Raw genomic sequence first — 23,803 nt, 5'->3', positions numbered from 1 at the left:
TATGAAAAAATGCGGACAAACCAAGAATTATTTACTCGAATTGAGGAATTAGAGAGCAAAGTGGCTTTCCAAGAGGTTACCATTGAGGAACTCAATCAGGCATTAATTGAGCAACAATTTGCCTTAGATAAATTACAGACACAAATTCGTCATTTGGCGGAAAAATTTAAAGGGATTTCGGCGAGTAATGTGGCTTCTCGTGCCGAGGAAACCCCTCCTCCTCATTATTAACTTATCGACAAGCGGTTATCTTTTTTTATTTTTTTACATTTATGCATCTTCAAAAATTGTTATTAATTCGGCGATTTTTTTCTACGCTGGCTTTCTTTTCTATGCAAACGGTCTTTTTTATTTATTTGCAGAAAAAGGGGTTAAGCAACAGTGAAATTGCTTTTTCGTTATCTTTATTATTTTTCTGTAATCAGGCGTTAGCGATTTTTGCCGGCATTTGGGGCGACCGCTACGGTTTGGCAAAAATGATGTTGCTCGGCTGTTTATTGGACGTTTTGGCATATATTTTCTTTTTATCTGCCGATCATTATGGGCTATTGCTGTTAGCAACCACCTGTTTTGGACTGGGCAGTTGTCTATTCGGTACCAATGCTAAGGCGTGCTTATTGGCGCTTGCAGGGGAGGAATATGCTGAAAAAACTCGCTTACAAGGAAAGTACTTGAAGGTAACTTCGATGTCTTCCATGTTTGCACCTTTACTTGTTGTGCCTTTTATTCAATTCGAACAGATTGAACTGCTGATTTGGGTCTGCTTTGCGATTGAAGCAGTTTTATTTGTGTTAATGGTAAAACCGTTTTATCAAATTCAAACGGTACAAACGTTGGTGAAATTTCGTTTTGCGCAAATCCGAGAAATTATTACTAAGGAATTTCTGTTTGTGCATTTGATGTTGTTTTTGCCGTTATCTATTGCGACATCCTTTTTTGTGATTTTCCCATTTTTGTTTGATAACAAACTGGGCATGCCGGAGCACTCGCCGATTGCTTTATTTGTAAATGGATTATTGACGGTGTTATTGCAAAGCAGCTTTTCTCGCAAAATCAATTTAACCGCCCAACAAACGAAATGGGTTGCACCGTTATTGGCAGTCGGCATTATTGTGCCATGGTTTGTTACCTTGCATTTTTTATCGGTTTATACGGCGTATTTATATTTAGTGATCTTTACCGTGATTGAGGTGTATGCTTTAACGGCGATGGCAAACTTACTCGTGAAGTTTGATAATGGCACAAATCGAGGCTTTATTTTTGGTTCATCACGCTTGTTGCTTTCCATGGCAACGGTGGTTGTGATGAATTTAATTCCTCATCTTTTCTTGGTGGCGTAAGATGAATGTTTTGTTCATTTCTTTGGGGGCTGTCGGTGGGGCAATTGCTCGCTGGCAGTTAGGCGTATGGTTAAATCCTTTTTTTAGCCAATTTGCGTTCGGAACATTATTGGCAAACTGGTTAGGCTGTTTTCTGATTGGTATTGCGATGGGCTTACAATTACACGATCAGCAAAAGTTACTTTTTATCACGGGCTTTTTAGGCAGTTTTACCACGTTTTCAAGTTTTTCAGCGGAATTAAGTGAGAAATTATTAGCCGGAGAATATGGCATCGCCATGGGAGTGTTGGGATTACATTTAGTGGGTGGTATTAGTTTTACTTTGCTTGGGTTGTGGTGGGTAAGATGTTAGATAGAGTAAACAAAACAGTTTTGGTATTAATCGCAAAGTTAATTTGTAGGGACGCCACGCTGGCGTCCACCGTAAAGGTGGAGCTCAATTCACATTAATGGGCGCCAGCGTGGCGCCCCTACAAGTAAAATAACATTGATCTTTATAAATAGTATGGGGCGTTTAAAACGCCCCTTTGTTTTTATAGGAAGATTTGTGCGAACAGCAAGCCTAAACCTAAACAGAATGCCATGCTGATTAAACCAGGAAGCATGAAGCTGTGGTTAAAGATGTACTTACCAATTCGAGTTGTACCTGTGGTATCGAAGTCGATAGAAGCGATAATCGGACCATAGTTTGGAATGAAGAAGTAACCATTTACCGCCACAAATACCCCGATAAGAATAGGTGCCGGAATACCAATTGCCACTGCTAATGGGAAGAGTGTTGCAACGGTTGCACCTTGGCTGTTTACTAAGATAGAAAGTACAAATAACGCTAATGCAAATGCCCATGGTGCCGCTTCAACTAAGCCTGATACCATTTCTTTCACTTCAGTCATGTGAGCTTGCATTAAGGTGTCGCCTAACCATGCGATACCAAAGATAGCAATGACCGCACGCATACCGGCATGGAAGATAGAGCCTTTTGTGATTTCATCACCATCCGGTTTGCAGAAGAAGATGATTAATGCACCAACAGTCAGCATTACGATTTCAATTGCATGCGCCATACCCATTGGTTTACCGTCAAATACCGGACGTAAGCTAGGCACAGCACCTAATAACACCACTAATAACGCACCAAATAAGAATAAGCCGACAGACATTTTTGCTGTTGGTTTAATCACTACTTCTGATGGATTTGTATCAGTGTGGTTCACTTTTACGTATTCAGGATCTTGTAGTAGTTTTTGATAATGTGGGTCGTCTTTTAACTCTTTACCCATTTTATTCACAAACACACAAGCTAACATAATACCTAATAAGGTTGAAGGGATAGTAACCAATAATACATCGCCTAACGTTACCCCTTGAGGTTCTAAGAACGCAACCACTGCAACCACCGCTGCTGCAATTGGGCTTGCAACGATCGCAAATTGAGAAGCGATAACCGCCATTGAAAGCGGACGTTCCGGGCGAACACCGTTGTGGCGAGAAACTTCCGCGATAACCGGTAATACAGAATAAGCTACGTGACCCGTACCTGCAAGCACAGTAAATGTCCAAGTTACAAGCGGTGCGATAAAGGTAATATATTTCGGATTACGGCGTAAAATGTTGGTCGCAATTTTAATCATATAATCTAAACCGCCGGCAGCTTGCATTGCCGCAGCAGCAGAAACGACTGCCATAATCATAAACATTACGTCAATCGGTAAACCTGCCGGTTTTAAGCCAAATCCAAAAGAAAGAATAGCTAAACCCAGACCACCAAAGACCCCTAAGCCAATACCGCCTACTCGTGCACCGATTAAGATACAAAGTAGAACAATGGCAAATTGCAAGATAAACATTGCAGACATATTTTAATACTCCATTGTAATTTAAGAAAAATGCCCTCATACTGTGAGGAATAAGATTAAAAAAATCAGATTTTTAAAATTGGCTGTACTATATCAATAAGCTATTCTAATCTCTATAATAAGATTTAATAAAAATCAAAAAATTAGGAAAAAAATATGCAATTCTCAAAAATGCACGGACTCGGCAATGATTTTATGGTGGTAGATGGTGTAACACAGAATGTGTTTTTAACCGAAGAGATTATTCAAAAACTCGCCGATCGCCACCGTGGTATCGGATTTGACCAATTATTATTGGTTGAAGCGCCTTATGATCCGGAACTCGATTTCCATTATCGTATTTTTAATGCGGACGGGAGCGAAGTCTCACAATGTGGTAATGGTGCAAGATGTTTTGCTCGATTTGTCACGTTAAAAGGTTTAACGAATAAACAAGATATTCATGTCAGTACTGCAAAAGGGAAAATGGTACTGAGCCTGAAAGAAAATGGTCAAGTGAGAGTGAATATGGGCGAACCGATTTGGGAGCCGGCGCAAATTCCTTTTACTGCCAATAAATTCGAGAAAAATTATATTCTTCGTACTTCGTTACAAACGGTATTGTGCGGTGTTGTTTCAATGGGAAATCCGCATTGCGTTTTACAGGTAGAAGATATTCAAACAGCCCCCGTGAATGAGTTAGGTCCTTTATTGGAAAATCATGAACGCTTCCCTGAGCGAGCCAATATAGGATTTATGCAAGTGATTAACCGTAATCATATCAAGCTACGTGTTTTTGAACGCGGTGCAGGCGAAACACAGGCATGTGGAAGTGGTGCTTGTGGTGCGGTTGCTGTCGGCATTATGCAAGGCTTACTTGATAGTAAAGTCCAAGTGGATTTGCCGGGTGGTTCACTGATGATTGAATGGGAAGGCGTAGGGCACCCACTTTATATGACAGGTGATGCAACCCATATTTATGATGGATTTGTGACGTTGTAAATAAAAGAAGGGCAATATGCCCTTCTTGATACTATTAAAGTGTAGAATTATAGAATTTGTATGCCTCATCCATATTCTCGAATTTGTACATAATTCCTTTATCTAGAACCATTGCATTATCACAATATTCTTTCATTGCAGAAGGACTATGAGATACCAAGATAATTGAGCGATCTTTGCGTTTCTCAAAAAGCTCATGTTTACATTTTTCTGCAAATCGTGAGTCGCCTACAGCAATGACTTCATCTATTAAATAACAATCAAATTCAACGGAAAGTGATAAAGCAAATGCAAGTCGAGCCTTCATTCCTGAAGAATATTTTTTTACGGGCTCATACAGATAATCCCCTAATTCGGAAAACTCTTCAGTGAAATGTTTAACATAATCAATATCTGCATTATAAATACGGCAAATAAATCGTAAATTATCCATCCCAGTTAAACTACCTTGGAATGCTCCACTAAAAGCTAATGGCCATGAAATAGACATCTTTCGTTCAATGGTCCCTTCTGTAGGGGGTTCAACTCCACTCAATAAACGAATAAGGGTTGATTTACCCGCACCATTTCTTCCCAAAATACCAATTTTTTCTCCTTTATTTAGATCAAAATTGATATCTTGTAATACGGTTTTCCACCCTTTATTTGTATGGTATTTTTTGCTTACGTTTTTAACGCTAATCATCTAGGTTCAACTCCCTTACTAAAGCTTCTTACCATGACTAAACCAATAAAGAGTAGAACTAAGTCACAGATAATCAAAAAACCTACATTTTCATAAGTAGTTACGCTTGCACCAAAATAGCCTTTTCGGAACATTTCTGTGCCACTTACCATAGGAACCCATTGGAAAAATTCCCGTGCAGTTTGTGGTAAAGAGTGAAGAAAGAAAAAAGCGCCAGAAAGTGGCATAAAGACAAAGCTAATTGTACTCCATAATTTACCAAAGACTTCAAATTTTTGAGCAATAGAGCAAATGATTAATCCTAAACCAATGGCAAAAATCGCCATTAAGACCCATGCCATTAGCATATAAAAAATATCCTGTGGCATATCTATCAATCCAATTGCAATAAATAGTGCCATAATTAAGATTTGTGCAATAGTTGCTCCAGCTATTTCTAATAGCATTCTTGCAAATAAGGTATCTAATACACGTACATTACGGTGGTATAACAAACTTAAGTTTGAAGAAATTGCCCCAATTGCACGATTTGATGCATTACGCCACATCATCATGAGTGGATAACCCGTAATAGTAAATGCAACAATATTTAAACTGGATATTTGGCTTGCTCGTACAAATGACCACATAATAGTAATGAATAACGTCATAAGAAGAGGTTCAACAAAAAGCCACAAGAACCCTATATTTTGTCGCCCATAGCGAGTAATAATTTCTCTCATCAGAAGGGCGTAAATAACCCTTCCTTGAATGGCTAATGATTGGCGGAAAGAGGTTTTATCTCCATATTGCATTAGTTTTTATGCTCTCTTACACTTGCTAATAATAAACTTAACACTCCATATAAGATAAATCCGATAAAGAATGTTGCTAAGATATTATATAAACGATAAGGCTCTTGTGCCCAGTCTGGTTTACTTGGTTGGCTAATCACTTCTAAATAAAGCTGTTGGCGATCTGCTTCATTTTTTGTATTGTATAAAGAAGTTAATGCAGCCGTTAATTGTTGCTGTGCTAATTCATTTGCTAACACAAGGCGTTGATAGTCTGCTGTTTGTGCAGCAATGGAACTTGATGTATTACCTGAGAGTTGTTTTGACTGATCTTCAATCTCTTTTTTCAAACTTTTTTGACGCATTTGTAATGCTTCAACTTGAGGGTTATCCGGCGTAATTGAAAGCAATTGTGCTAATTGGGTTTCAACACGAATTAACTCACTTTTCAAACTTGAAATTAAACTCAGTTGGACGCCTGATTGTGCAGGCAAATCAAAAATTTTGTTTTTAACGCGATATTTACTAAGGGCAGAAGCGGTCGAATTTACATTTTCTTCTGCATCTTTAACCGCTTGTTCAGCAAAAGAAATCGTATCTTTTCTTGCTCGTTCATTTAAACGGTTAATAAGTTCTTCACCTTGTTGTAGGAGTTGTTGGTTGATTCGTTGGCCATCTTCTGCATTAAATGCTCTCACACGAAGTGTTGCAATACCAGAAACAGCATCAAAACTCACGCCAAGTTTCTCTCTGAAATATTTATAAAAAGCCTCTTGAGAATCATTGAAACCAAAGCCATTAAATCGACTAATCACATCGCCTCGGTTTTCAAAAAATTCTCTTACGGGTAATGCTTTTTGAAGCTGTTCAAGCGCTGTGCGAGAATGCATATATTCTTGCACCGTATAAGTATCATCTTGTGAACGGCTAAAGGCAGAGCCTTGTAATAAAGCTCCAATTCCAGTCATCGATGATTGATTTTTCGGGGAGCGAACTACGAAGCTCGATTCTGAAATATAAACATCAGAAGCAACAGAACTAAAATAAAATGTTGATAATGCCGTTGGAATAATGGTTGTTACCCATAACAAAGGTTTCAATCGTTTTAACAAACCTTTTTTGTTTGAACTCATATTTATGTTCCTCATGAAAATTTATATTTTTAATACGATCTAATCGTATTCGTTGCACTTGAAATTGGCGATGTAATTGAGAAAATCATTCTCAAGAATTTTTGAAATTCAGCCAGTGGTGCATTTGATACATAAACAATATCTTTATCTTGAATCGGGAATCGTTGCATTAAAAACATAGAACGAGGCTCTAGTAGATTTACTCGATATACAGTAGGGACATCCATGCCTGCTCCATACCCTTTAGCTTCCCATTCTAATTGTTGTTCCATTGATAATTGACCAAAAGGAACATGACGGAAGATAAATATACCTCGAGGATCGGAACGATCATCAATCAGCCCCCCCATTTTTCCTAAGGCTTCAGCAAGAGTAATGCCTTTACTTGAGAAACGGAGTTGTTGATTACTGCCTACAGCGCCTAATCCTGTAAATTTAAATGGTGTATTTAATAGCGCAATAACATCACCGGATCGTAACGCAATATTTTGTGTAGGATCTGCAATAAGAGTTTCATAAGCTAATGTTTTTACTTGTGCTCCACGAGTAAGTTGAACTGTAATATCTTCAATATTTTCTGTTGCGCCACCGACAGCTGCAATAGCATCTAATACTCGCTCGCCATTTGCTGTTAAAGGCATACGAATAGCACTACCTTGGCGAACAACAGTCACATCGGTAGAGTAATTATTTGCAATTTTTACCAATACTTGTGGTTGGTTAGCTTTACGTTTTAAGGCCTTTTCAATGTAAGATTGAATTGCCTCAGGCGTTTTACCCGCTACACGAAAATTTCCAACAAAAGGGACATTAATTGTTCCATTATTATTGACCATTTGGGCTGGGAGTTGGGTTAAATGCCCACTACCTTGCCCTTCTGAAGAGAAGGTACCACCAAATAAAACAGCAGGAGGTGCTTCCCAAATCGAAATTTCTAGTACATCGCCAATATTCGCTGTGCCAGCATATCCACTTCTACCTTGTAATCCATCAAAGCCGGAAAAGAGCTGACTCTCTTGTTGACGATAGAGCTGATTTACGACAGCATTGTTTAATTCAATTACATTAACTTGCGACTGTACAGGGATATTCTGATTAGTTTCAATCACATCGTTTTGGCTTGGGCCTGAAGTCGGAAGTGTTGAGCAAGCAGAGAGTATACTAATAAACGTTAAATGAATAACTTTATTAATGAATCGTGGTTTCATAATGTTCTCTTATTACAATAGTTCAATAAGTTAATATTTTATCAAAAACAGATTAAAAAGTTTCTGGATTGTTATAAAATTACGTAAATCTTTTCTCTCTAGAGGTGTTCATGTGAAAATAGCATTTATTGCATGGAATAGTTTTCAGGTTTTGCATTTCAAACCTCTACTTAAAGCTTTACCTCATGCTACTTTAATAATAGAAAAAAAGAAAAAAAGTGTAGTCATTGGGCAATCTATACTACAAGATATCAATAACAATATCGCATATGTGAAACAGTCTCAACTCCATGAAAAAATTGATGGTGTTTTTGATGTTATTGTTACGCAAACAGTGTTTGAACAACTTTATTTGTTTAAACATACAAAAATTGCGATGTTACAGTATGGTTATGCAAAAGAGCCTCACAACTATGGAGCTTGGAGATCTTTAGCTGATCTTAATCTTGTGTATGGTCCTTATGCCTATCATAAAATATCCTATTTTTCCCCAACAGAAATAGTTGGATGTCCAAGATATGACAGCTGGTATCTTCCAGAATTCCATCAAAAAGCAAAAGAGAATTATCAAGATATTCTTGATCCGTTAAAGAAAACTATACTTTATGCCCCCAGTTGGGGAGAGCTTTCCAGTTTTTCTTTATATATTGATGAATTAGCTAAACTAGCGACAGCGTATAATGTGATAGTGAAATTACATCATAATACAGTCATTTTTTCCGATAAAATTACGCACTATGAAAAAACTTACCCAAGTTTACATTTCTTTTATGAAAAGGAAGACTTGTTATCGCTTATGAGTGTTTCGGATATGGTAATATCTGATTATAGCGGTGCTATTTTTGATGCCGTTTTTTGTAAAAAACCGCTTGTTTTACTTTCTATTCCCAACATACAAAATGAAAAATTGGATCAGTTCAGTTTAGAAATTACTCACCGTGATAGGTTGGGGATAGAGGTTTTGCACCCATCTAAGCTTGTAACAACAGTGGGGAAGGCATTTCTTGAAAAGAAATATGCAGATAAAGAATTATATAATAAATTATATTATGATACTCAATGTGCAACTAAACAAGCGATACGGTGTCTAGAGAACCTAATATCAGGAATATATTGTTTATCTCAACAACAGCTTTATGTTAGACATACAGTAAAAGAATTGTATATTGAGAAGATGTTACATAAGAAGGCAAAGAAGGGTAAATTACAATATATAAAGCGGATATCTAAAAAATATTTTCATAACTAATCTAGGAGGATAAGCAATGCGTAAAGTTTTAACTTATGGAACATTTGATTTATTACATCACGGACATATTCGATTATTAGAGAGAGCAAAAGCGTTAGGTGATCACTTAACTGTCGCGATCTCTACGGATAAATTTAATTTAGAAAGTAAAAATAAGATTTGCGCATATAGTTATGAAGAGCGTAAACATATTTTAGAGGCTATTCGTTATGTAGATAAAGTTATTCCTGAAACGAACTGGGAGCAAAAAATAGAAGATGTAAAAAACCATGAGATTGATGTTTTTGTCATGGGAGATGATTGGGAGGGGCATTTTGATTTTCTACAAGAGTATTGTGAAGTTGTTTACTTACCTCGCACACCAGATATTTCAACAACGAAAGTTAAAAAAATGCTTGCGGAAAAAGATTTAACAAAAGATCAAAAACAGATTCATGAAAAAGAGGAAGAGTAAGATTTATGTCTGCTTTTTTTTCAATGCAAATGCAATCTCTAAGGCGAGTATTAAGGGAAGCTAACTGTAAATATTCGCCATTAGCCTATTGGTACGGCTACCGTATCGCAAAAGCATTGACAAATGCTCAACATAAGAAGGTTAGATGTTTATCTAATAAACTGGTACAAAAAGGTATTAGCATCGGGAACTATTATCTCGCGCAAAGTTACTTCTTATGTGGAGAATATCATCTTGCTGAGCAAGCGGTTAAAAAAATCTCAAATTTCACAAAAATGCCGGAAGCTATCTTTTTATATGCAGATATTTTAGTTAAACAGCATAGAAAACAAGATGCTTGGCGCACACTTGCTCAGTGTGCTTTAGAAAATAGTCGGAAGAAAGTCTGGATTTATCTTGCCAATTTGGTTGAGAATACAAAGGACTTTGTAAATTTAGAAGAGCATATTCAATATGTAAGAAATACAACGAATTTCTTAAAAAATGATCCCATTTTTCATCCTAGAATAAATGCTGCTTTGCGAGCAGGTTTAAATAATGAAGCGCTAGAGCTGGCAAAGCAACAGACCCAAACCTCTAAAGTAGAAAACAAAGCCCCTTCTAACTTTACAGACAAGTTGGCAGAAAAAGCCTTAGAGGATTTAAAAAAGACATTAGATCAACATCAGATACCTTTTTTCTTAATTAGTGGTACGCTTTTAGGCTGCATTCGAGAAGGGAAATTATTGGGGCATGATAAAGATATTGATGTAGGGGTTTGGGATGAATATAACTATGAGGAATTAGAACATTACTTATCAACGTCGGGATATTTTTATATCGTGCCTACTCGAACAAAACATCTTATAACATTAAGACATGTGAATGGTATTGTGATAGATGTGTTCATTCATTATCGTGAACCTAATGATTATTGGCATGCCGGTGTAAAAATTAAATGGCATAATTTACCGTTTAATCTAACAACTACAGCATTTCTTGGAGGAAATTATCTCATTCCAGAGAATTATGATTTATATTTAACGGAAAATTATGGTGATTGGCGCACGCCTAAAACACAGTTTGATAGTGCATTTGATACTCCTAATATGGAAGTATTTAATGAAACTGAAATGGAAATTTATAAATATAGAAAAAATTTTCAATAGGAATATTATGAGAAATTTTAAAAAGTTATTAGAGCTTACTCGTTATCCTCTTAGTTATTGGAATGGCATGAAGTTTTATAAAAATAGAGATTGGGCTAGAGCTCAACTATTTTTTGAAAAAGCAGTAAGTAGAAAACCAGAACATCCTCAAAGTAATTTTAAATTGGGAATGTGTTATTTTAAACAACATAAATGGAGTCTTGCTTATCAATATATTAGTAATGCAGTTTCTTTATTACCTAATAAAGAGGAGTGGAAAGTACAACTATATCAATCGCAGTTAAAAGCAAGTGATACACAAGGAGTAAAATTGACTACTTCTGCGTCTGCTATTGAAGAAGCATTGATTCGGAAACGCTTGGAAACAGAGATACCAACAGCTAAATTGTATAGTCGATTAGCTGAATTACTTAATAAACAAGGAAAAGTTTGGCAAGAAGTAGAGTCGTTAAAGTATGCTGTCGAATTAAATTCAAAAAATGCAGATTTGTATGCAAGATTAGGTAATTCTTTAGAAAAAATGAAGCGGTATGATGAAGCATCGGTATCTTATCAAACTGCCATCCATTTAAAAGGCAATAGAGCAGATTATGAACTATTTTATAAATTTGGGTATTGTCTAGAAAAGGCTAATGGCTTAACAAGAGAAGTATTAGATGCATATAGAAAAGCTATTGAAAAAGATGAGTTAAATGAGTCTAAGGTGCTTGGCATAGGCTCTATTCATGAAAGAAAAGGACTATGGCTTGATGCTGTTAATGCATATTTGGATTCATTTCAAAAATTTCCATCAAATAGTGAATTATGTTATAGAGTAGGTTTTGCATATCAACGTTGCTATGATTGGGCAAATGCAGAGAAATATTATCTTTTAGCTCTTAAACTGAATAGTTCTAATCCTAACTGGTTTTATCAAGTTGGTTTTGTTAGAGAGAAACAGGGAAAATATTTAGAAGCAGCAGAATATTATCAAATTGCAATAAGTAAAAAATATACTTCCTATTGGTATTATAGACTAGGCTTATGTTTAACAAACGTTAATAAATACAAAGAAGCCACATTAGCCTTTTTGAAAACAAAAAGGTCTTTTAATGAGGAGTCTATTTGGTTTGATAAGTTAACAGTTTTTCCTAATGATAAAACTACAAAAAAATTATATAACAAGTTAGTATTAGATTATACGGATTTAGAAGTTTGGAATGAGCTTGGAAATATTTATTTTTCTCGTGGAGATATTGTAAATGCAGAAAAAGTATATTATCAAATACTACTAAGAACTAATGAGTATGATAGTGATCTATACTATAAATATGGATTGATTCTTGCAAAATTAGGTAATTTTAAAAGAGCTACAAGATTTTTAAAGAGTATTCGCCAAATTCAGAAACTTTATGGTGTTCCTGATAAAAAATTTAACACTGATGAAGGGTTTAGACAATCTGCAATTTATAATGAATATTATGATGTATTAGGTGTAAGTAAGAAAATCGTACTGTTTGAAAGTTTTTCTGGTGTTGCAATGTCTTGCAATCCTTTAGCTATTTTCTTAGAAATGCAAAAACAAGAGAAATTTGATGATTTTCTTTTTGTTTGGGTGATTAATGATTTTTCCTCTGTAAGTGAAGAGTTTAAAAAATTAGAAAACGTTGTATTTGTACGAAAAGATTCTGATTTATATTTAAGGTATCTATGTTCTGCAAAATATTTAGTTAATAATGCAACTTTTCCTCCTTATTTTACAAGAAAGAAAGAACAAAGATATTTAAATACATGGCACGGAACACCATGGAAAACTTTAGGGAAAGATATTAAAAATAGCTTTATGGAGCTAAAAAATTCTCAAAGGAATTTTTTACAAAGTACACATTTATTAAGCCCAAATCCTCATACAACGTGGGTTTTAATTGACCGTTATGATATTAAAGAAATATATACAGGAAAAGTATTAGAAGCTGGGTATCCTAGGATAGATTTAACCCTTAATACAAGTGAGACGAGAAAGAACGAACTACGAAAACTCTTAAATATAGATTCATCCAAGAAAGTAGTTTTATATGCCCCGACATGGAGAGGGACTTTAGGTTCTCCAGAAGTTGAAGCGGATAAATTAATTTCTGAAATTAAAGCATTAAAAGATTTAAATATTAATCTTCTATTTAGAGGACATTATTTCGTTCAAAAAAATGCTTATGAAGGTGGTGTAAGTCAATATATTGTTCCTGAATATATTAATACTAATGAATTATTATCAATCGTTGATATTCTAATTACAGACTATTCTAGCATTGGTTTTGATTATATGGCTACAGGTAATCCAATCATTTATTATATTGATGATTACGAGGAGTATGAGCGTGACAGAGGTTTATATTTCGATAATTCTAGACTACCAGGAGCCATGGCAGAAAATATTACTGAATTAAAAGATGCGGTTTTCAAGGAAATTAATAAATCTGATGTACATCCACTATATAAACAAGCTCAGCAAGACTTTACACCTTATGAAAATGGAAATGTATCTGCTAGAGTTGTTAATTGGTTTATCAATGGTAAAGAAGATCCTAATGAGAAGATTGCCTTAAATGATAAAAAATCGTTATTGATTTTTGGTGGCGAGTTTTTACCAAATGGAATTACTACATCAATAATCAATCTATTAAATAATATTGATTATACTAAATATGCAGTTTCTTTAGTTATTGACCCAAATGCTATTTCTAGAGAGGAAAAACGTTTAGCACAATTTGCTAGAGTATCTCCTTATGTGAATATTATACCTAGAGTTGGGCGAATGAACCGTAGTATTGAAGATGACTGGATTGAAGCAAAAGCTAATCAATATAAGTTTTTGCCAGCTAATATGCGCCCTTATTTTGAACATGCCTATAATAAAGAATTTAGACGTATGGTTGGATACTCTAAGTTTGATGCATTGATTGAATTCACTGGATATAGCAGATTCTGGGCTTATTTATTTGGTTCAGCAAAAGTTAAAAATGTAGTAAAAACAATTTACCAACATAATGATAAATATGGTGAGTGGACCTTACGTTTTCCTCATTTAGAAAATACATTTAGTATTTATTATATGTATGATCATTTAATGTCGGTATCAAAACCTACAATGGAACTAAATATCGAGAATCTTTGGGAACGTTTTAACTTAGACATTAATAAGTTTGATTATTGTGATAATGTTCAAGATCCTGAATTAACAATTAAAAGATCTAAAGAACCTTTAGCCGCTGAGGATGAAAAATATTTCAATGATTGTAAAGGGAAGATATTTATTAATTTAGCAAGGCTTTCTCCAGAGAAAGATCAAGCAAAATTAATTCGTAGCTTTAGAAAGGTTGTAGATGATTATCCTGATTCTAGATTATTAATTCTTGGTGATGGACCTCTTTATAATGATTTGAATATCCTTATTAAAGAGTTATCACTAGAGAAAAATGTATATTTAGTAGGTATTAGATTTAATCCATTCCCATTTTTGAAACGAGCTGATTGTTTCGTATTATCTTCAAATCATGAAGGTCAACCTATGACTTTATTCGAAGCAATGATTTTAGATAAGCCGATTATATCTACTGATATTGTAGGTTCTAGAAGTGCTTTAGAAGGTCGTTCTGGGCATTTGGTTCCAAATAATGAAAATGGAATATATGAAGGACTTGTTGATTTTATAGAAGGAAAATTATCATTCTCTCATTTTGATTACAATATTTATCAAAAGAGTGCTTTGCAAATGTTTTATAGTAAAGTATTTTCTAAATAATTTAATTATAGGTTCTATTAATAATTATAGAACCTATGTTTTATATCTATTATAAAAGGAAAATAAAATGAAACCATCTTGGTCTGTGATACTTACAGTTAAGTCTACTCCTGACAGTATTAATTATTTTATTCAGTATTATTTAAATATTGGTGTTTCTGAAATTTTTTTATTCTTAGATAGCCCTAATGATTTTGAAAAAAATATCATTGTTGCCATTAAAGATGTTGTTTTAGAACAATATGGAGATAGATATTCTAAATTAGAATGCCGATTATCTAGAAATGGAGATGGTATTAATCAGGTAATTTACTTTTGGGTAAGACATAAACAAGCTCTTTTCTATTTTTATATAGACAAATATAATTTTGTCAGGGGGTTCAGTTCAAATAATGCGCAATTGTTTACTTTGAATAGATTAGAAAATAATAAATTTGCTGTTGGCTATAATGGTAAATATCTTTCAGTAACCCCTCAAGGAAAAGTATCTTTCTCGGCTACAGAAATTAAAGCTTGGGAATTATTAGAGTTAATTTAGGAATATCTTATTATGGCACTAAGAGTCGGAATTATTGGTAGTTGTGTATCTAGATTAGCATTTAGATCAGATTTTATACCTGAAAACAAACCGTTTTTTGATGTGATTCAATATCAATTTCATACATCTTTAATTTCAATTTTTTCAAAACCTGTAAAGTATGATTACTCTAAGTTTAGAGGAAAGGATGACGAATATGCAAAAGAACATTTAGTTAGTGAGCTAGAAAAAGATGGTCTAAATAATCTAGTTGCTTCTAACCCAGATATTCTTATTATAGACTTTTATCCAGATGTACATTTTGGCATTGCATATATACAAGATTCCATCATTACTAATAAGTGTTGGAGGTATAAGAAAATAGAAGCATTTAATGAGTTGTCTGTTTCAAGCACTTTAGAGCCAACTATATCATTTGAAGAGTATTTCAAGATATGGAAGAAAAACTTAGCTAATTTTATGGAATTTATGAAAACATATTTACCGAATACTAAAGTAATTATTACAGGTGCTAGATTTGCTAAATTGCAAAACTTAGATGGAGAAATTCGTTCTTTAGATTCTAAGTTTGATCTTTCATTAAGAAATAAAGTATGGGAAAAGTTTGATTCTTATGCTATAGCCAAATATAACTTAGACTATCTGGATCTGAGATATGGTTATATAGCAACAAAAGAACATACACATGGTTTAGATCCTTTACATTTTGAAAAAAAATATTATGAAGATTTTATAGTGAAATTGTTTAATAATGTATTTAATAAGAAAATAAAACATGTAGATCAGTTGGCTTGTTTTAGTTCTAGCCGATTAATATCGGAGCTAAGTTCAACAAAAAAAGCTAAAGAAGTCCCTTCATGGAATTTACTTAATGCTATTAATATTTGGAATCATAATAGAAATACATTGTTTAATATTTCTGATGAAGAAATATCTATAAATGTGAATGGTGAAGTGAAGCCAGTATATAACCAACTGCATAGCTTACCTATAGAAATTGGTGGAAGAAATAATTCATATTTTAAATACAAATTGTCTTTCGATGTATTTATTAGAAATTTAGAGAAGTTAGAAGATGATGCAATTTTTTTAGTTCGAGCCCATAAGAGTAAATTTACGCTATGGCATAAAGACGCTATATTATCTAAAGTGTTAAGAGCTGAAGAACTAGGTCTTGAAGGGGGAAAATGGGAACATGTAGAGTTAATTATTTTATCTAAAGATAGGTTCTTAAGAATGGGTCCGTATTTAGCGCAAAATGGAAATGTAAAATGGAAAAATATTGTTTTTGAGTGCTTATCTAGTGAATGAGTTTCTATGTAATTTTTTAACTTGAAGAATATAGTTTAATTTGGACAGACAAATGCTAAAAAATTTTTTTGCTCTCATAACCTTTTCCGTTGTCCTTCTCAGCTGTTCATCTTCTCAGCAAAACTCGCCTTTCCCTGGCGAGTTTGCCGATGCAGATTATATTTTATCGGATCAAGATGCTCAGCGCTGGGTGGCAGAAAGCAATCAAGCGGCGGAATGTATTTATCCTAATCTCACACGGATTCAACAGGATCATTTTTCTAAAGAAGATGCGTATATTCACTCACAATACGTCTTTTTCTATCCGTTAGAAAAAGTCATTGGCGAGCAATATGTGAAAATTGTGCAAGCAGATGAGAAATCTATGGGATATGCGCAATACCAATTTAAGAAATTTAAAGAAAATCCTAGTGAAATCAAGGAATTAACGAAAAAGCAATGCGAAACGTTAAGATCGAAAGCTCGTGATGATTTGGCGGTGGTCAAAGGGCAATATAAAAGCGGTATGGTGGAAGAAGCTAAGTCTGATGACAAACAAAAAGGCGATGGCGTTGCCACCAATGAAAACAAGTTTTTCTTTGATATTATTAAATGGGGATCGGCGCTATTGTTATAATACTGAGAACTCGTGATTAAGATGACAAGCGGTTATTTTCTCGAACCATTTTGCAAATGGCGTAAGAAAAATAACTGCTTGTTTCTGTATTATTTAGCAGTTGCACAAAAGTATACGTAGGGACGCCATGCTGGCGTCCATAAAGTATTTCGACAACGTACATTATTAAAAGTATGACTGTGATTTTATAGATTTCGAATTGTTTACCTACGTTGCATTTATGGCTATGATGGACGCCAGCGTGGCGTCCCTTGTATTAGAATATGGGTAAAAGAAAACCCCATTACGAGTACCATCATAATGGGGTTAAAGAGAAAGTAGAGTTGTGGCGTCCCTAGTGCTATTAAGCACGTAGTGTAGATATAAGCCTACTTCCTCATCCACTATCACCCCGAATGGTATCTCAGGCACGTTTTCCGTAGCCCGCATTCACAAGGTTTGGAGGTCAAATGGATAACCCATTATATTACGTTGGCATTGATATTGCCAAAGCTAAATTTGATGTTGCCATTAAATTACAAAACGGCAAACATAAGCATAAAGTGTTTAAAAATAATCCGGAAGGATTTCAATCACTTATGCAGTGGCTCAATACATTTGGTGAAACTTTTCACTGCGTAATGGAAGCCACCAATATTTATCACGAAGCCCTAGCTGATTTTCTGTTTCAACAGCAAATCACCGTTAGCGTAATTAACCCTAAATGTAGTGCAAATTTCACGAGAACCGATAATTTACGCTCTAAAACCGACAAAATCGACGCCAAAATGCTTGCCGATTATGCCGATGAAAAGCGTCATAAATTACCGATTTATCAGCCAATTTCCCCTGCTCAACGGGAATTGTTGCGTAAAAATCGCCAACTTGACCACCTGAAAAAACAGTTGGCACAAGAAAAAACACGGCTAACGATGTTGATTGATAGCGATTGCATTGCTTCAACACAGCAGATGATTGCCTTCATCAAAGCGCAGATTAATGCTTTGGAGAAAACGATTAAACAGTGCGTTAATGCAGATAACACATTGAAAAACAATGTAAAATTGCTTTGCACTATTCCTGCTATTGGCTTTGCAACCGCCGTTCAACTGATTGCCCATTTAGGTGATGGCAATCGTTTTAAAAATGCAAAAGCTGCAGCCACTTTTACAGGCTTAACCCCGATGATTAAAAGTTCGGGGAAAAGTTTAAATACCGTTATTGGTATCTCAAAAATCGGGCAATCCGACATTCGCAAGGCGCTCTTTTGTCCTGCAATGAATTTTGCCTTTGGCTGCTACAAAAATAGCGTATATCGCTCGTTTGTATTGCGGTTGCTTGAGTGTGGTAAGCCTAAAATGGTAATTATCACTGCTTTAATGCGTAAATTAGTCACTATTGCACAGGCTGTATTGCAAAAACAGACGGCATTTAATTTAGATACATTTATGAAATAAAATTTGTTGTGTCTTATGGTATCTACTAGGTCATTTGGACAAATCAAGGAGTTGTGCATTTGCTACATAATACCTGTTTGTTTTTATTTAAGTAATTTCTCCTCGTTTAAAATAAAAAGCAAGTTAAGCCTTCTTAAATATGCCTTTAATATCTGTTCTTTATGTTTTTCGGGTAAAAAAGAGGTCTGATACACTTGTTCTACCATTTTAGCTTCATCCTTTATTTCTGGAAGAAGTTTTTCGATAATCAGCCTTTTACTTAGTCCGATATTCTCTCCAAATTCAATAAAATCTTGCCCGATATATTCGCCATATTGTGTATCGAAACCGTGAGCCAATTCTTTTCCCCCCTCCTCTTTTGCTAATAGTGGTAAAGCTAAAATTGAGCTATGAAATAGTTCAGAATAAGGGGCTACGGAAACAAAATCATAAATAGGTGCAAGTGTAATTGTTCCTTCTTTTGAATGAATTAGCGAGAAGTTCCGTAGATGTAAGTCATTATTTCCAAGAAGATAGGCATAAACGATTCGTCTAAATAATTCTTGCCTTTGGCTTAAATTGTTTTCGGTATGAGTAAGAATAAATTTTACCGCTTGTTCATAGCTAATATATTGCTCGTTGTCGTTGCCAATTTTCCCATATTTTTCACGGACATTCATTGCACCATCAAGTTGCTCTTTATGAATGGGCTTGCCTTCTTCGGTACGATCAAAACGTTTAATCACAAAAGCAAATTCTTTTTCTGCGGTTAATTCACTTGCATTAAAAGCAATCAAGCCATTTTCAGGCACACAAAAACCTAATTTTTTCATTAATTGCATCGTGGCGTGTTCATTTTCCGCCAAATTTGGGTAATCCGCCGGAGAGGGTTTGAGAATATATAATCCTTGCTGATCAATGCTTGTAAACTGGTTATCTTGAATAATCAGTTGTAGTTTGGGTTGATAACCTGAAATACTCATGCCTTTTTGCTTTTGAGGCGTAGAGAAAGTGAATTCTTGCCGGCTAAATGGAAGCATTGGATTAAATTTTTCATTGCCGGTTAAAGCCAAAAGCCCCTTTGTGCTATAACCTGTTTTTTCTTCACTGTTTGTGAGTGCTTGTAATGTAATTCGACAAACGGACATCATTTCACCTCAAAAATTTGTGTGGCGCCAAGTAAATTTTTTCCATTATTTAGGAGTAATCCGAAGAGATCATTTTCATCAATCTTCTGCAAGGTAGAATAACGTTCCTTTAACCAACCCTCGGGGACAAGTGAAGCAAAATAAGGGAAAAGATGCTCAGAATGAAACGCTCGCTGTGAAATTGGAAGGCTAAGCGAAATCGAAATTCCCTGATAATTTTCATCATAATAAAAATGAAAACCTTGTGAATCTTGTACGAGTTGCCCGATTAGTTCTTCATATAAATAGACATTACCAATACGTTTTAGAGCGTGCATAATGAAATTCCTAATGTTTCAGCAACCAATAATACGGTTGAAAACCGTACTTGGCTTGGGTCTTGAAATAAACGCTTAAGTGTCGAAACAGAAACATTCGTTTGTAACTCAAGCGTATGCAGATCAATATCTAATGCTTTACGTTTTTCATTAAGTAATTGACCAAATGCTGTCATGCTATGAATTTTGTTAGCATGTAATTGCTGCCGTTGTGCTTGTTCATAAGCAATGACTTCTTTTTGTAATGTTTTTAATGCATCAATTTGCATTTCAAGTTGAGAAGTTAATGTATTCATGGTCTATATATGGTCTGATTTAACTAAATCTATATTGATATGAATCATATATGAACCTTTTGATATTGAAAAGATCTTTTTTAAACCTTTTTTATCTTTTTTATATTGTTTTAGCTCTTTTGTGGTCTTCTTTAAATAAGAAAAAAGGAATACGCTTGCGTGTATTCCTCTTCTCTTTGCTAAATAACAGGAGTTTTATTTATTCAAACCCTCTTGCTCACGAGCCTGCTGTACGCTGCTGTCTGCTTCAACACGTTTCATAAATGGGGCAAGTTGCGATAAGTGGCTAAAATCGAGTTTAAGTAAATAGCACCAATTTAACATGGTGTATAGGTAAACATCCGCAACAGAAATCGTCTCGCCAAAGAAAGCGTGGGTTTCTAAATGTTCATTTGCTGTGGTTAATTGGTCTAAAATCTGCTCTGCCGCTTGTTGGCGAATGGCGTTTGCTAAGGCTTCATTATCCGCTGCGTAGCTTGGTAAGCGGAATAATGGCACGAAAGATTTGTGAATATCGCCGTTGAAGAACGCTAACCAGCGTGCTGCTTTTGCTTTATCTCGAGCGGTTTTACTACCAAAAAGTTTAACCTCTGGGTAAACCTCGTCCAAATAGTGCAAAATCGCTTGGTTTTGTGAAAGCGCAAGATCGCCGTCCACTAATACCGGCACGGCACCACGTGGGTTTAATGCAAGGTATTCAGGCGATTTAATAAATTCACGTGTAACTGCTTGATATTCATATTGGGTATTGGTTTTTTGTTTAATCCACTCTAATGCAACGTGGGGAACAAATGAGCAAGAGCCCGGTAATCCATATAATTTCATTGTTTTGTCCTCTTAAGAAAAGTTCCTCAAATTATAGTGAGCCTCCGTGATTTTGTACAGGGTGGGGCAATCTGATAAACTACGTCTAATTTTTTATTTACTCAAAGAATGTTATGACCCAAGAACTTTCAAATCATACGCCGATGATGCAACAGTATTTGCAACTTAAAGCCCAAAATCCCGATATTTTGCTTTTTTATCGTATGGGCGATTTTTACGAGTTGTTTTATGACGATGCGAAAAAAGCGGCTGCGTTATTAGATATTTCTTTAACCAAACGAGGCGCATCTGCAGGCGAGCCTATTCCTATGGCAGGCGTGCCTTATCACGCCGTTGAAGGTTATTTGGCGAAATTGGTGGCTTTGGGCGAAAGTGTGGCAATTTGTGAGCAAGTTGGCGATCCAACCACGAGTAAAGGGCCCGTTGAACGTAAAGTGGTACGCATCGTTACACCTGGCACAGTTAGTGATGAAGCGCTTTTACCCGAGCGACAAGATAACCTTGTGGCAGCCATTTATGAGGAGAAAGGTACTTTTGCGATTGCAACGTTAGATATGACATCAGGTCGTTTCTTAATCAGTGAATTGCCAAATAAAGAAGCGCTCGCGGCTGAATTACAACGGGTTAGCCCGGCAGAAATTCTCTATGCTGAAGATTTTGGTTATGCACAAATTTTAAATAATTACAAAGGGTTACGCCGCCGTCCGGTATGGGAATTTGAGTTAGTGACGGCAATTCAACTGTTAAACCGTCAATTTGGTACGCAAAGTTTGGCGGGGTTTGGGGTCGAAAAAGCGGTGGTTGCACTTTGTGCTGCAGGTTGTGTGTTGCATTATGCACAAGAAACACAACGTACGGCACTGCCTCACATCAACAGCATTCATCTGGCTCAAAATCACGATACAGTGTTATTAGATGCCGCCACACGCCGCAATTTGGAATTAACGCAAAACCTTGCCGGTGGGACGGAAAATACGTTAGCCGCAGTGTTGGATAAATGCGTTACGCCGATGGGAAGTCGCTTGCTTAAACGTTGGATCCACCAACCTATCCGCCAGATGAAAAAGTTGGAAGAGCGTCAAGAGACGATTGATGCTTTGCAAAAAAATGGACAAATTCAACCGCTTCAATCTTTGCTACAAAACGTGGGCGATATGGAGCGTATTTTAGCTCGTGTGGCACTTCGCTCGGCTCGCCCTCGTGATTTAACCCGTTTACGTTCGGCATTGGGGCAAATTCCTGACATCGTGCAGAGTTCGCAACATTTAACTGCAAGTTTAGATCAGTTACTGTACCAAATCGGTGATTTTAGCGAACTTCACGATTTGTTAGAACGAGCGATTATTGAAAATCCACCACAGCTTATTCGTGATGGCGGGGTCATTGCAGCAGGCTACAACGCAGAATTAGATGAATGGCGTGATTTAGCCGATGGGGCAACTCAATACTTAGAAAATCTAGAACAACGAGAACGAGAAGCCACAGGCATTGATACGCTTAAAATCGGTTTTAATGCTGTTCACGGCTACTATATTCAAATTAGCCAAGGGCAGGCACATAAAGCACCTATTCACTATGTACGCCGCCAAACCCTAAAAAATGCCGAACGTTATATCATTCCTGAACTAAAAACCTATGAAGATAAGGTGTTAAAAGCAAAAGGAGCTTCTTTGGCGTTGGAAAAACAACTTTACGAAGCATTGTTTGATTTTATGATTCCTCGTTTAGGCGAATTACAGTTAGCGGCAATGGCATTGTCGGAGCTGGATGTTTTGACCAATTTAGCTGAACGTGCGGAAAATCTGGGTTATGTCAAACCAACCTTTAGCCCTCAACGTATCATCAATATCAAAGGCGGTCGTCATCCAGTCGTTGAGCAAGTGCTAAAAGAGCCTTTTATTGCGAACCCGGTTTATTTGAATGGGCAACGACATTTATTGGTGGTAACGGGGCCGAATATGGGGGGAAAAAGCACCTATATGCGTCAAATTGCGTTGATCACGCTTATGGCGTACATCGGTAGTTTTGTGCCGGCAGAGAGTGCGGAAATCGGCATTGTCGATCGCATTTTTACCCGTATTGGCGCAAGCGATGATTTAGCTTCCGGACGTTCAACCTTTATGGTGGAAATGACCGAAATGGCGAATATTCTTCATCAAGCCACTGAATATAGCTTGGTGTTAATTGATGAAATTGGGCGAGGTACTTCAACTTATGACGGGCTTTCATTAGCGTGGGCGTGTGCTGAATGGCTGGCGAAGAAAAGCCAATCGCTCACGTTGTTTGCGACACACTATTTTGAATTGACCAGCTTGCCTAATCTTTTAAAAGGCGTTGCCAATGTGCATTTAGATGCAAGGGAGTATAACGATACGATTGTGTTTATGCACTCTGTTCAAGAAGGGGCAGCGAGTAAAAGCTATGGTTTAGCAGTGGCGGCGCTTGCCGGCGTACCTAAAGCGGTTATTCAGTTAGCGAAACAGCGGTTAGCACATTTAGAAACGATTTCTGAACAAACCAAAGTGGGCGCAGAAAATCCGCAAGCGGATTTGTTATTTTCCAACGATTTGCAAAACAGCGCAGAAATCCCACCGCTTGTTGCGATTGAAAGCGAAGTCGAAAAAGCCCTTGCAGAAGTTGATCCCGATGAACTTACCCCTAAACAAGCGTTAGAAGTGCTGTATCGTTTAAAAGCGTTGCAGAGGTAGGGGAGAGAGAATATAAAAATTCTC

22 protein-coding genes are annotated in these 23,803 nt (G+C 36.0%); 13 read left to right on the top strand and 9 right to left on the bottom strand.

Annotation, left to right across the window (positions count from 1 at the left end; genetic code table 11):
- The first annotated feature begins 9 nt into the window (after positions 1 to 9).
- From DDU33_RS02555 to DDU33_RS02545, 3 genes are read left to right on the top strand one after another with little or no spacing between them, the layout of a single operon-like run.
- Positions 10 to 231: a SlyX family protein gene (locus DDU33_RS02555; protein WP_005820251.1), complete on the top strand. Its 222-nt coding sequence runs from the start codon at positions 10 to 12 to the stop codon at positions 229 to 231.
- Positions 232 to 272: 41 nt separating this feature from the next.
- Positions 273 to 1,340: an MFS transporter gene (locus DDU33_RS02550; protein ID WP_108922944.1), complete on the top strand. Its 1,068-nt coding sequence runs from the start codon at positions 273 to 275 to the stop codon at positions 1,338 to 1,340.
- Position 1,341: 1 nt separating this feature from the next.
- Positions 1,342 to 1,692, top strand: coding sequence for a CrcB family protein (locus DDU33_RS02545; RefSeq protein ID WP_108922942.1), 351 nt, complete (start codon positions 1,342 to 1,344; stop codon positions 1,690 to 1,692).
- 181 nt (positions 1,693 to 1,873) lie between these two features.
- Here the strand turns inward: DDU33_RS02545 and DDU33_RS02540 are convergent, their stop codons facing one another.
- Entirely contained in the window at positions 1,874 to 3,196 is a 1,323-nt protein-coding gene (locus DDU33_RS02540; protein WP_108922940.1) for an anaerobic C4-dicarboxylate transporter, read from the bottom strand.
- Between the two features lie 156 nt (positions 3,197 to 3,352).
- Here DDU33_RS02540 and dapF point away from each other — a divergent pair, with 156 nt between their 5' ends.
- Positions 3,353 to 4,177, top strand: a complete 825-nt coding sequence (gene dapF / locus DDU33_RS02535; protein ID WP_108922938.1) for a diaminopimelate epimerase — start codon at positions 3,353 to 3,355, stop codon at positions 4,175 to 4,177.
- Positions 4,178 to 4,211: 34 nt separating this feature from the next.
- On the opposite strand, the gene DDU33_RS02530 is transcribed toward dapF, so the two are convergent.
- Genes DDU33_RS02530 through DDU33_RS02515 form a run of 4 tightly spaced genes read right to left on the bottom strand, consistent with a single transcriptional unit; the run spans position 4,212 to position 7,976 of the window.
- The gene (locus DDU33_RS02530; protein ID WP_108922936.1) at positions 4,212 to 4,862 is read right to left on the bottom strand and encodes an ABC transporter ATP-binding protein; all 651 of its coding nucleotides are present in this window, start codon (positions 4,860 to 4,862) and stop codon (positions 4,212 to 4,214) included.
- Positions 4,859 to 5,656, bottom strand: a complete 798-nt coding sequence (locus tag DDU33_RS02525; protein ID WP_108922934.1) for an ABC transporter permease — start codon at positions 5,654 to 5,656, stop codon at positions 4,859 to 4,861. The genes DDU33_RS02530 and DDU33_RS02525 overlap by 4 nt, the downstream gene beginning before the upstream one ends.
- Complete coding sequence (locus DDU33_RS02520) at positions 5,656 to 6,768, bottom strand: capsule biosynthesis protein (protein ID WP_108922932.1); 1,113 nt, start codon at positions 6,766 to 6,768, stop codon at positions 5,656 to 5,658. The genes DDU33_RS02525 and DDU33_RS02520 overlap by 1 nt, the downstream gene beginning before the upstream one ends.
- A gap of 29 nt (positions 6,769 to 6,797) precedes the next feature.
- Positions 6,798 to 7,976, bottom strand: a complete 1,179-nt coding sequence (locus DDU33_RS02515; RefSeq protein WP_108922930.1) for a polysaccharide biosynthesis/export family protein — start codon at positions 7,974 to 7,976, stop codon at positions 6,798 to 6,800.
- Between the two features lie 112 nt (positions 7,977 to 8,088).
- On the opposite strand from DDU33_RS02515, the gene DDU33_RS02510 reads away from it, so the two are divergent.
- The 8 genes from DDU33_RS02510 to DDU33_RS02475 all read left to right on the top strand — a co-directional run bounded on the left by DDU33_RS02510 (position 8,089) and on the right by DDU33_RS02475 (position 18,506).
- Positions 8,089 to 9,225 (top strand): CDP-glycerol glycerophosphotransferase family protein, encoded by a 1,137-nt coding sequence (locus DDU33_RS02510; RefSeq protein WP_108922928.1) that lies wholly within the window; start codon positions 8,089 to 8,091, stop codon positions 9,223 to 9,225.
- 16 nt (positions 9,226 to 9,241) lie between these two features.
- Complete coding sequence (gene tagD / locus DDU33_RS02505) at positions 9,242 to 9,679, top strand: glycerol-3-phosphate cytidylyltransferase (protein WP_108922926.1); 438 nt, start codon at positions 9,242 to 9,244, stop codon at positions 9,677 to 9,679.
- Positions 9,680 to 9,684: 5 nt separating this feature from the next.
- A complete protein-coding gene (locus tag DDU33_RS02500) occupies positions 9,685 to 10,827 on the top strand; it encodes a CDC27 family protein (protein ID WP_108922924.1) in 1,143 nt (380 codons plus the stop codon).
- Positions 10,781 to 14,605 (top strand): CDP-glycerol glycerophosphotransferase family protein, encoded by a 3,825-nt coding sequence (locus DDU33_RS02495; protein WP_167390532.1) that lies wholly within the window; start codon positions 10,781 to 10,783, stop codon positions 14,603 to 14,605. The genes DDU33_RS02500 and DDU33_RS02495 overlap by 47 nt, the downstream gene beginning before the upstream one ends.
- A 67-nt stretch (positions 14,606 to 14,672) precedes the next feature.
- Positions 14,673 to 15,143 carry a hypothetical protein gene (locus DDU33_RS02490; protein WP_108922920.1) on the top strand — a complete coding sequence of 157 codons (471 nt, stop codon included), beginning with the start codon at positions 14,673 to 14,675 and terminating at the stop codon, positions 15,141 to 15,143.
- Positions 15,144 to 15,155: 12 nt separating this feature from the next.
- A complete protein-coding gene (locus DDU33_RS02485; protein WP_108922918.1) occupies positions 15,156 to 16,454 on the top strand; it encodes a DUF6270 domain-containing protein in 1,299 nt (432 codons plus the stop codon).
- Positions 16,455 to 16,506: 52 nt separating this feature from the next.
- Positions 16,507 to 17,070 carry a DUF5358 domain-containing protein gene (locus DDU33_RS02480; RefSeq protein WP_108922916.1) on the top strand — a complete coding sequence of 188 codons (564 nt, stop codon included), beginning with the start codon at positions 16,507 to 16,509 and terminating at the stop codon, positions 17,068 to 17,070.
- Positions 17,071 to 17,519: 449 nt separating this feature from the next.
- On the top strand, positions 17,520 to 18,506 hold the full coding sequence (locus DDU33_RS02475; RefSeq protein ID WP_108922914.1) for an IS110 family transposase: 987 nt from the start codon (positions 17,520 to 17,522) through the stop codon (positions 18,504 to 18,506).
- An 83-nt stretch (positions 18,507 to 18,589) separates the two neighbouring features.
- Here the strand turns inward: DDU33_RS02475 and DDU33_RS02470 are convergent, their stop codons facing one another.
- The 4 genes from DDU33_RS02470 to DDU33_RS02455 all read right to left on the bottom strand — a co-directional run bounded on the left by DDU33_RS02470 (position 18,590) and on the right by DDU33_RS02455 (position 21,071).
- A complete protein-coding gene (locus tag DDU33_RS02470; protein ID WP_108922912.1) occupies positions 18,590 to 19,633 on the bottom strand; it encodes a type II toxin-antitoxin system HipA family toxin in 1,044 nt (347 codons plus the stop codon).
- Positions 19,633 to 19,950: a HipA N-terminal domain-containing protein gene (locus DDU33_RS02465; protein ID WP_005820436.1), complete on the bottom strand. Its 318-nt coding sequence runs from the start codon at positions 19,948 to 19,950 to the stop codon at positions 19,633 to 19,635. The genes DDU33_RS02470 and DDU33_RS02465 overlap by 1 nt, the downstream gene beginning before the upstream one ends.
- A complete protein-coding gene (locus DDU33_RS02460) occupies positions 19,938 to 20,246 on the bottom strand; it encodes a helix-turn-helix domain-containing protein (RefSeq protein ID WP_005820437.1) in 309 nt (102 codons plus the stop codon). Before DDU33_RS02460 ends, DDU33_RS02465 begins: the two co-directional genes overlap by 13 nt.
- Positions 20,247 to 20,441: 195 nt before the next feature.
- On the bottom strand, positions 20,442 to 21,071 hold the full coding sequence (locus tag DDU33_RS02455; RefSeq protein WP_108922910.1) for a glutathione S-transferase family protein: 630 nt from the start codon (positions 21,069 to 21,071) through the stop codon (positions 20,442 to 20,444).
- Between the two features lie 113 nt (positions 21,072 to 21,184).
- On the opposite strand from DDU33_RS02455, the gene mutS reads away from it, so the two are divergent.
- Positions 21,185 to 23,779, top strand: coding sequence for a DNA mismatch repair protein MutS (mutS, locus tag DDU33_RS02450; RefSeq protein WP_108922908.1), 2,595 nt, complete (start codon positions 21,185 to 21,187; stop codon positions 23,777 to 23,779).
- Positions 23,780 to 23,803: the final 24 nt, after the last annotated feature.

It is taken from the genome of Actinobacillus porcitonsillarum (assembly GCF_003101015.1).
Classification (GTDB): domain Bacteria; phylum Pseudomonadota; class Gammaproteobacteria; order Enterobacterales; family Pasteurellaceae; genus Haemophilus_A; species Haemophilus_A porcitonsillarum.
This window is presented reverse-complemented; position numbering and strand designations above follow the sequence as displayed.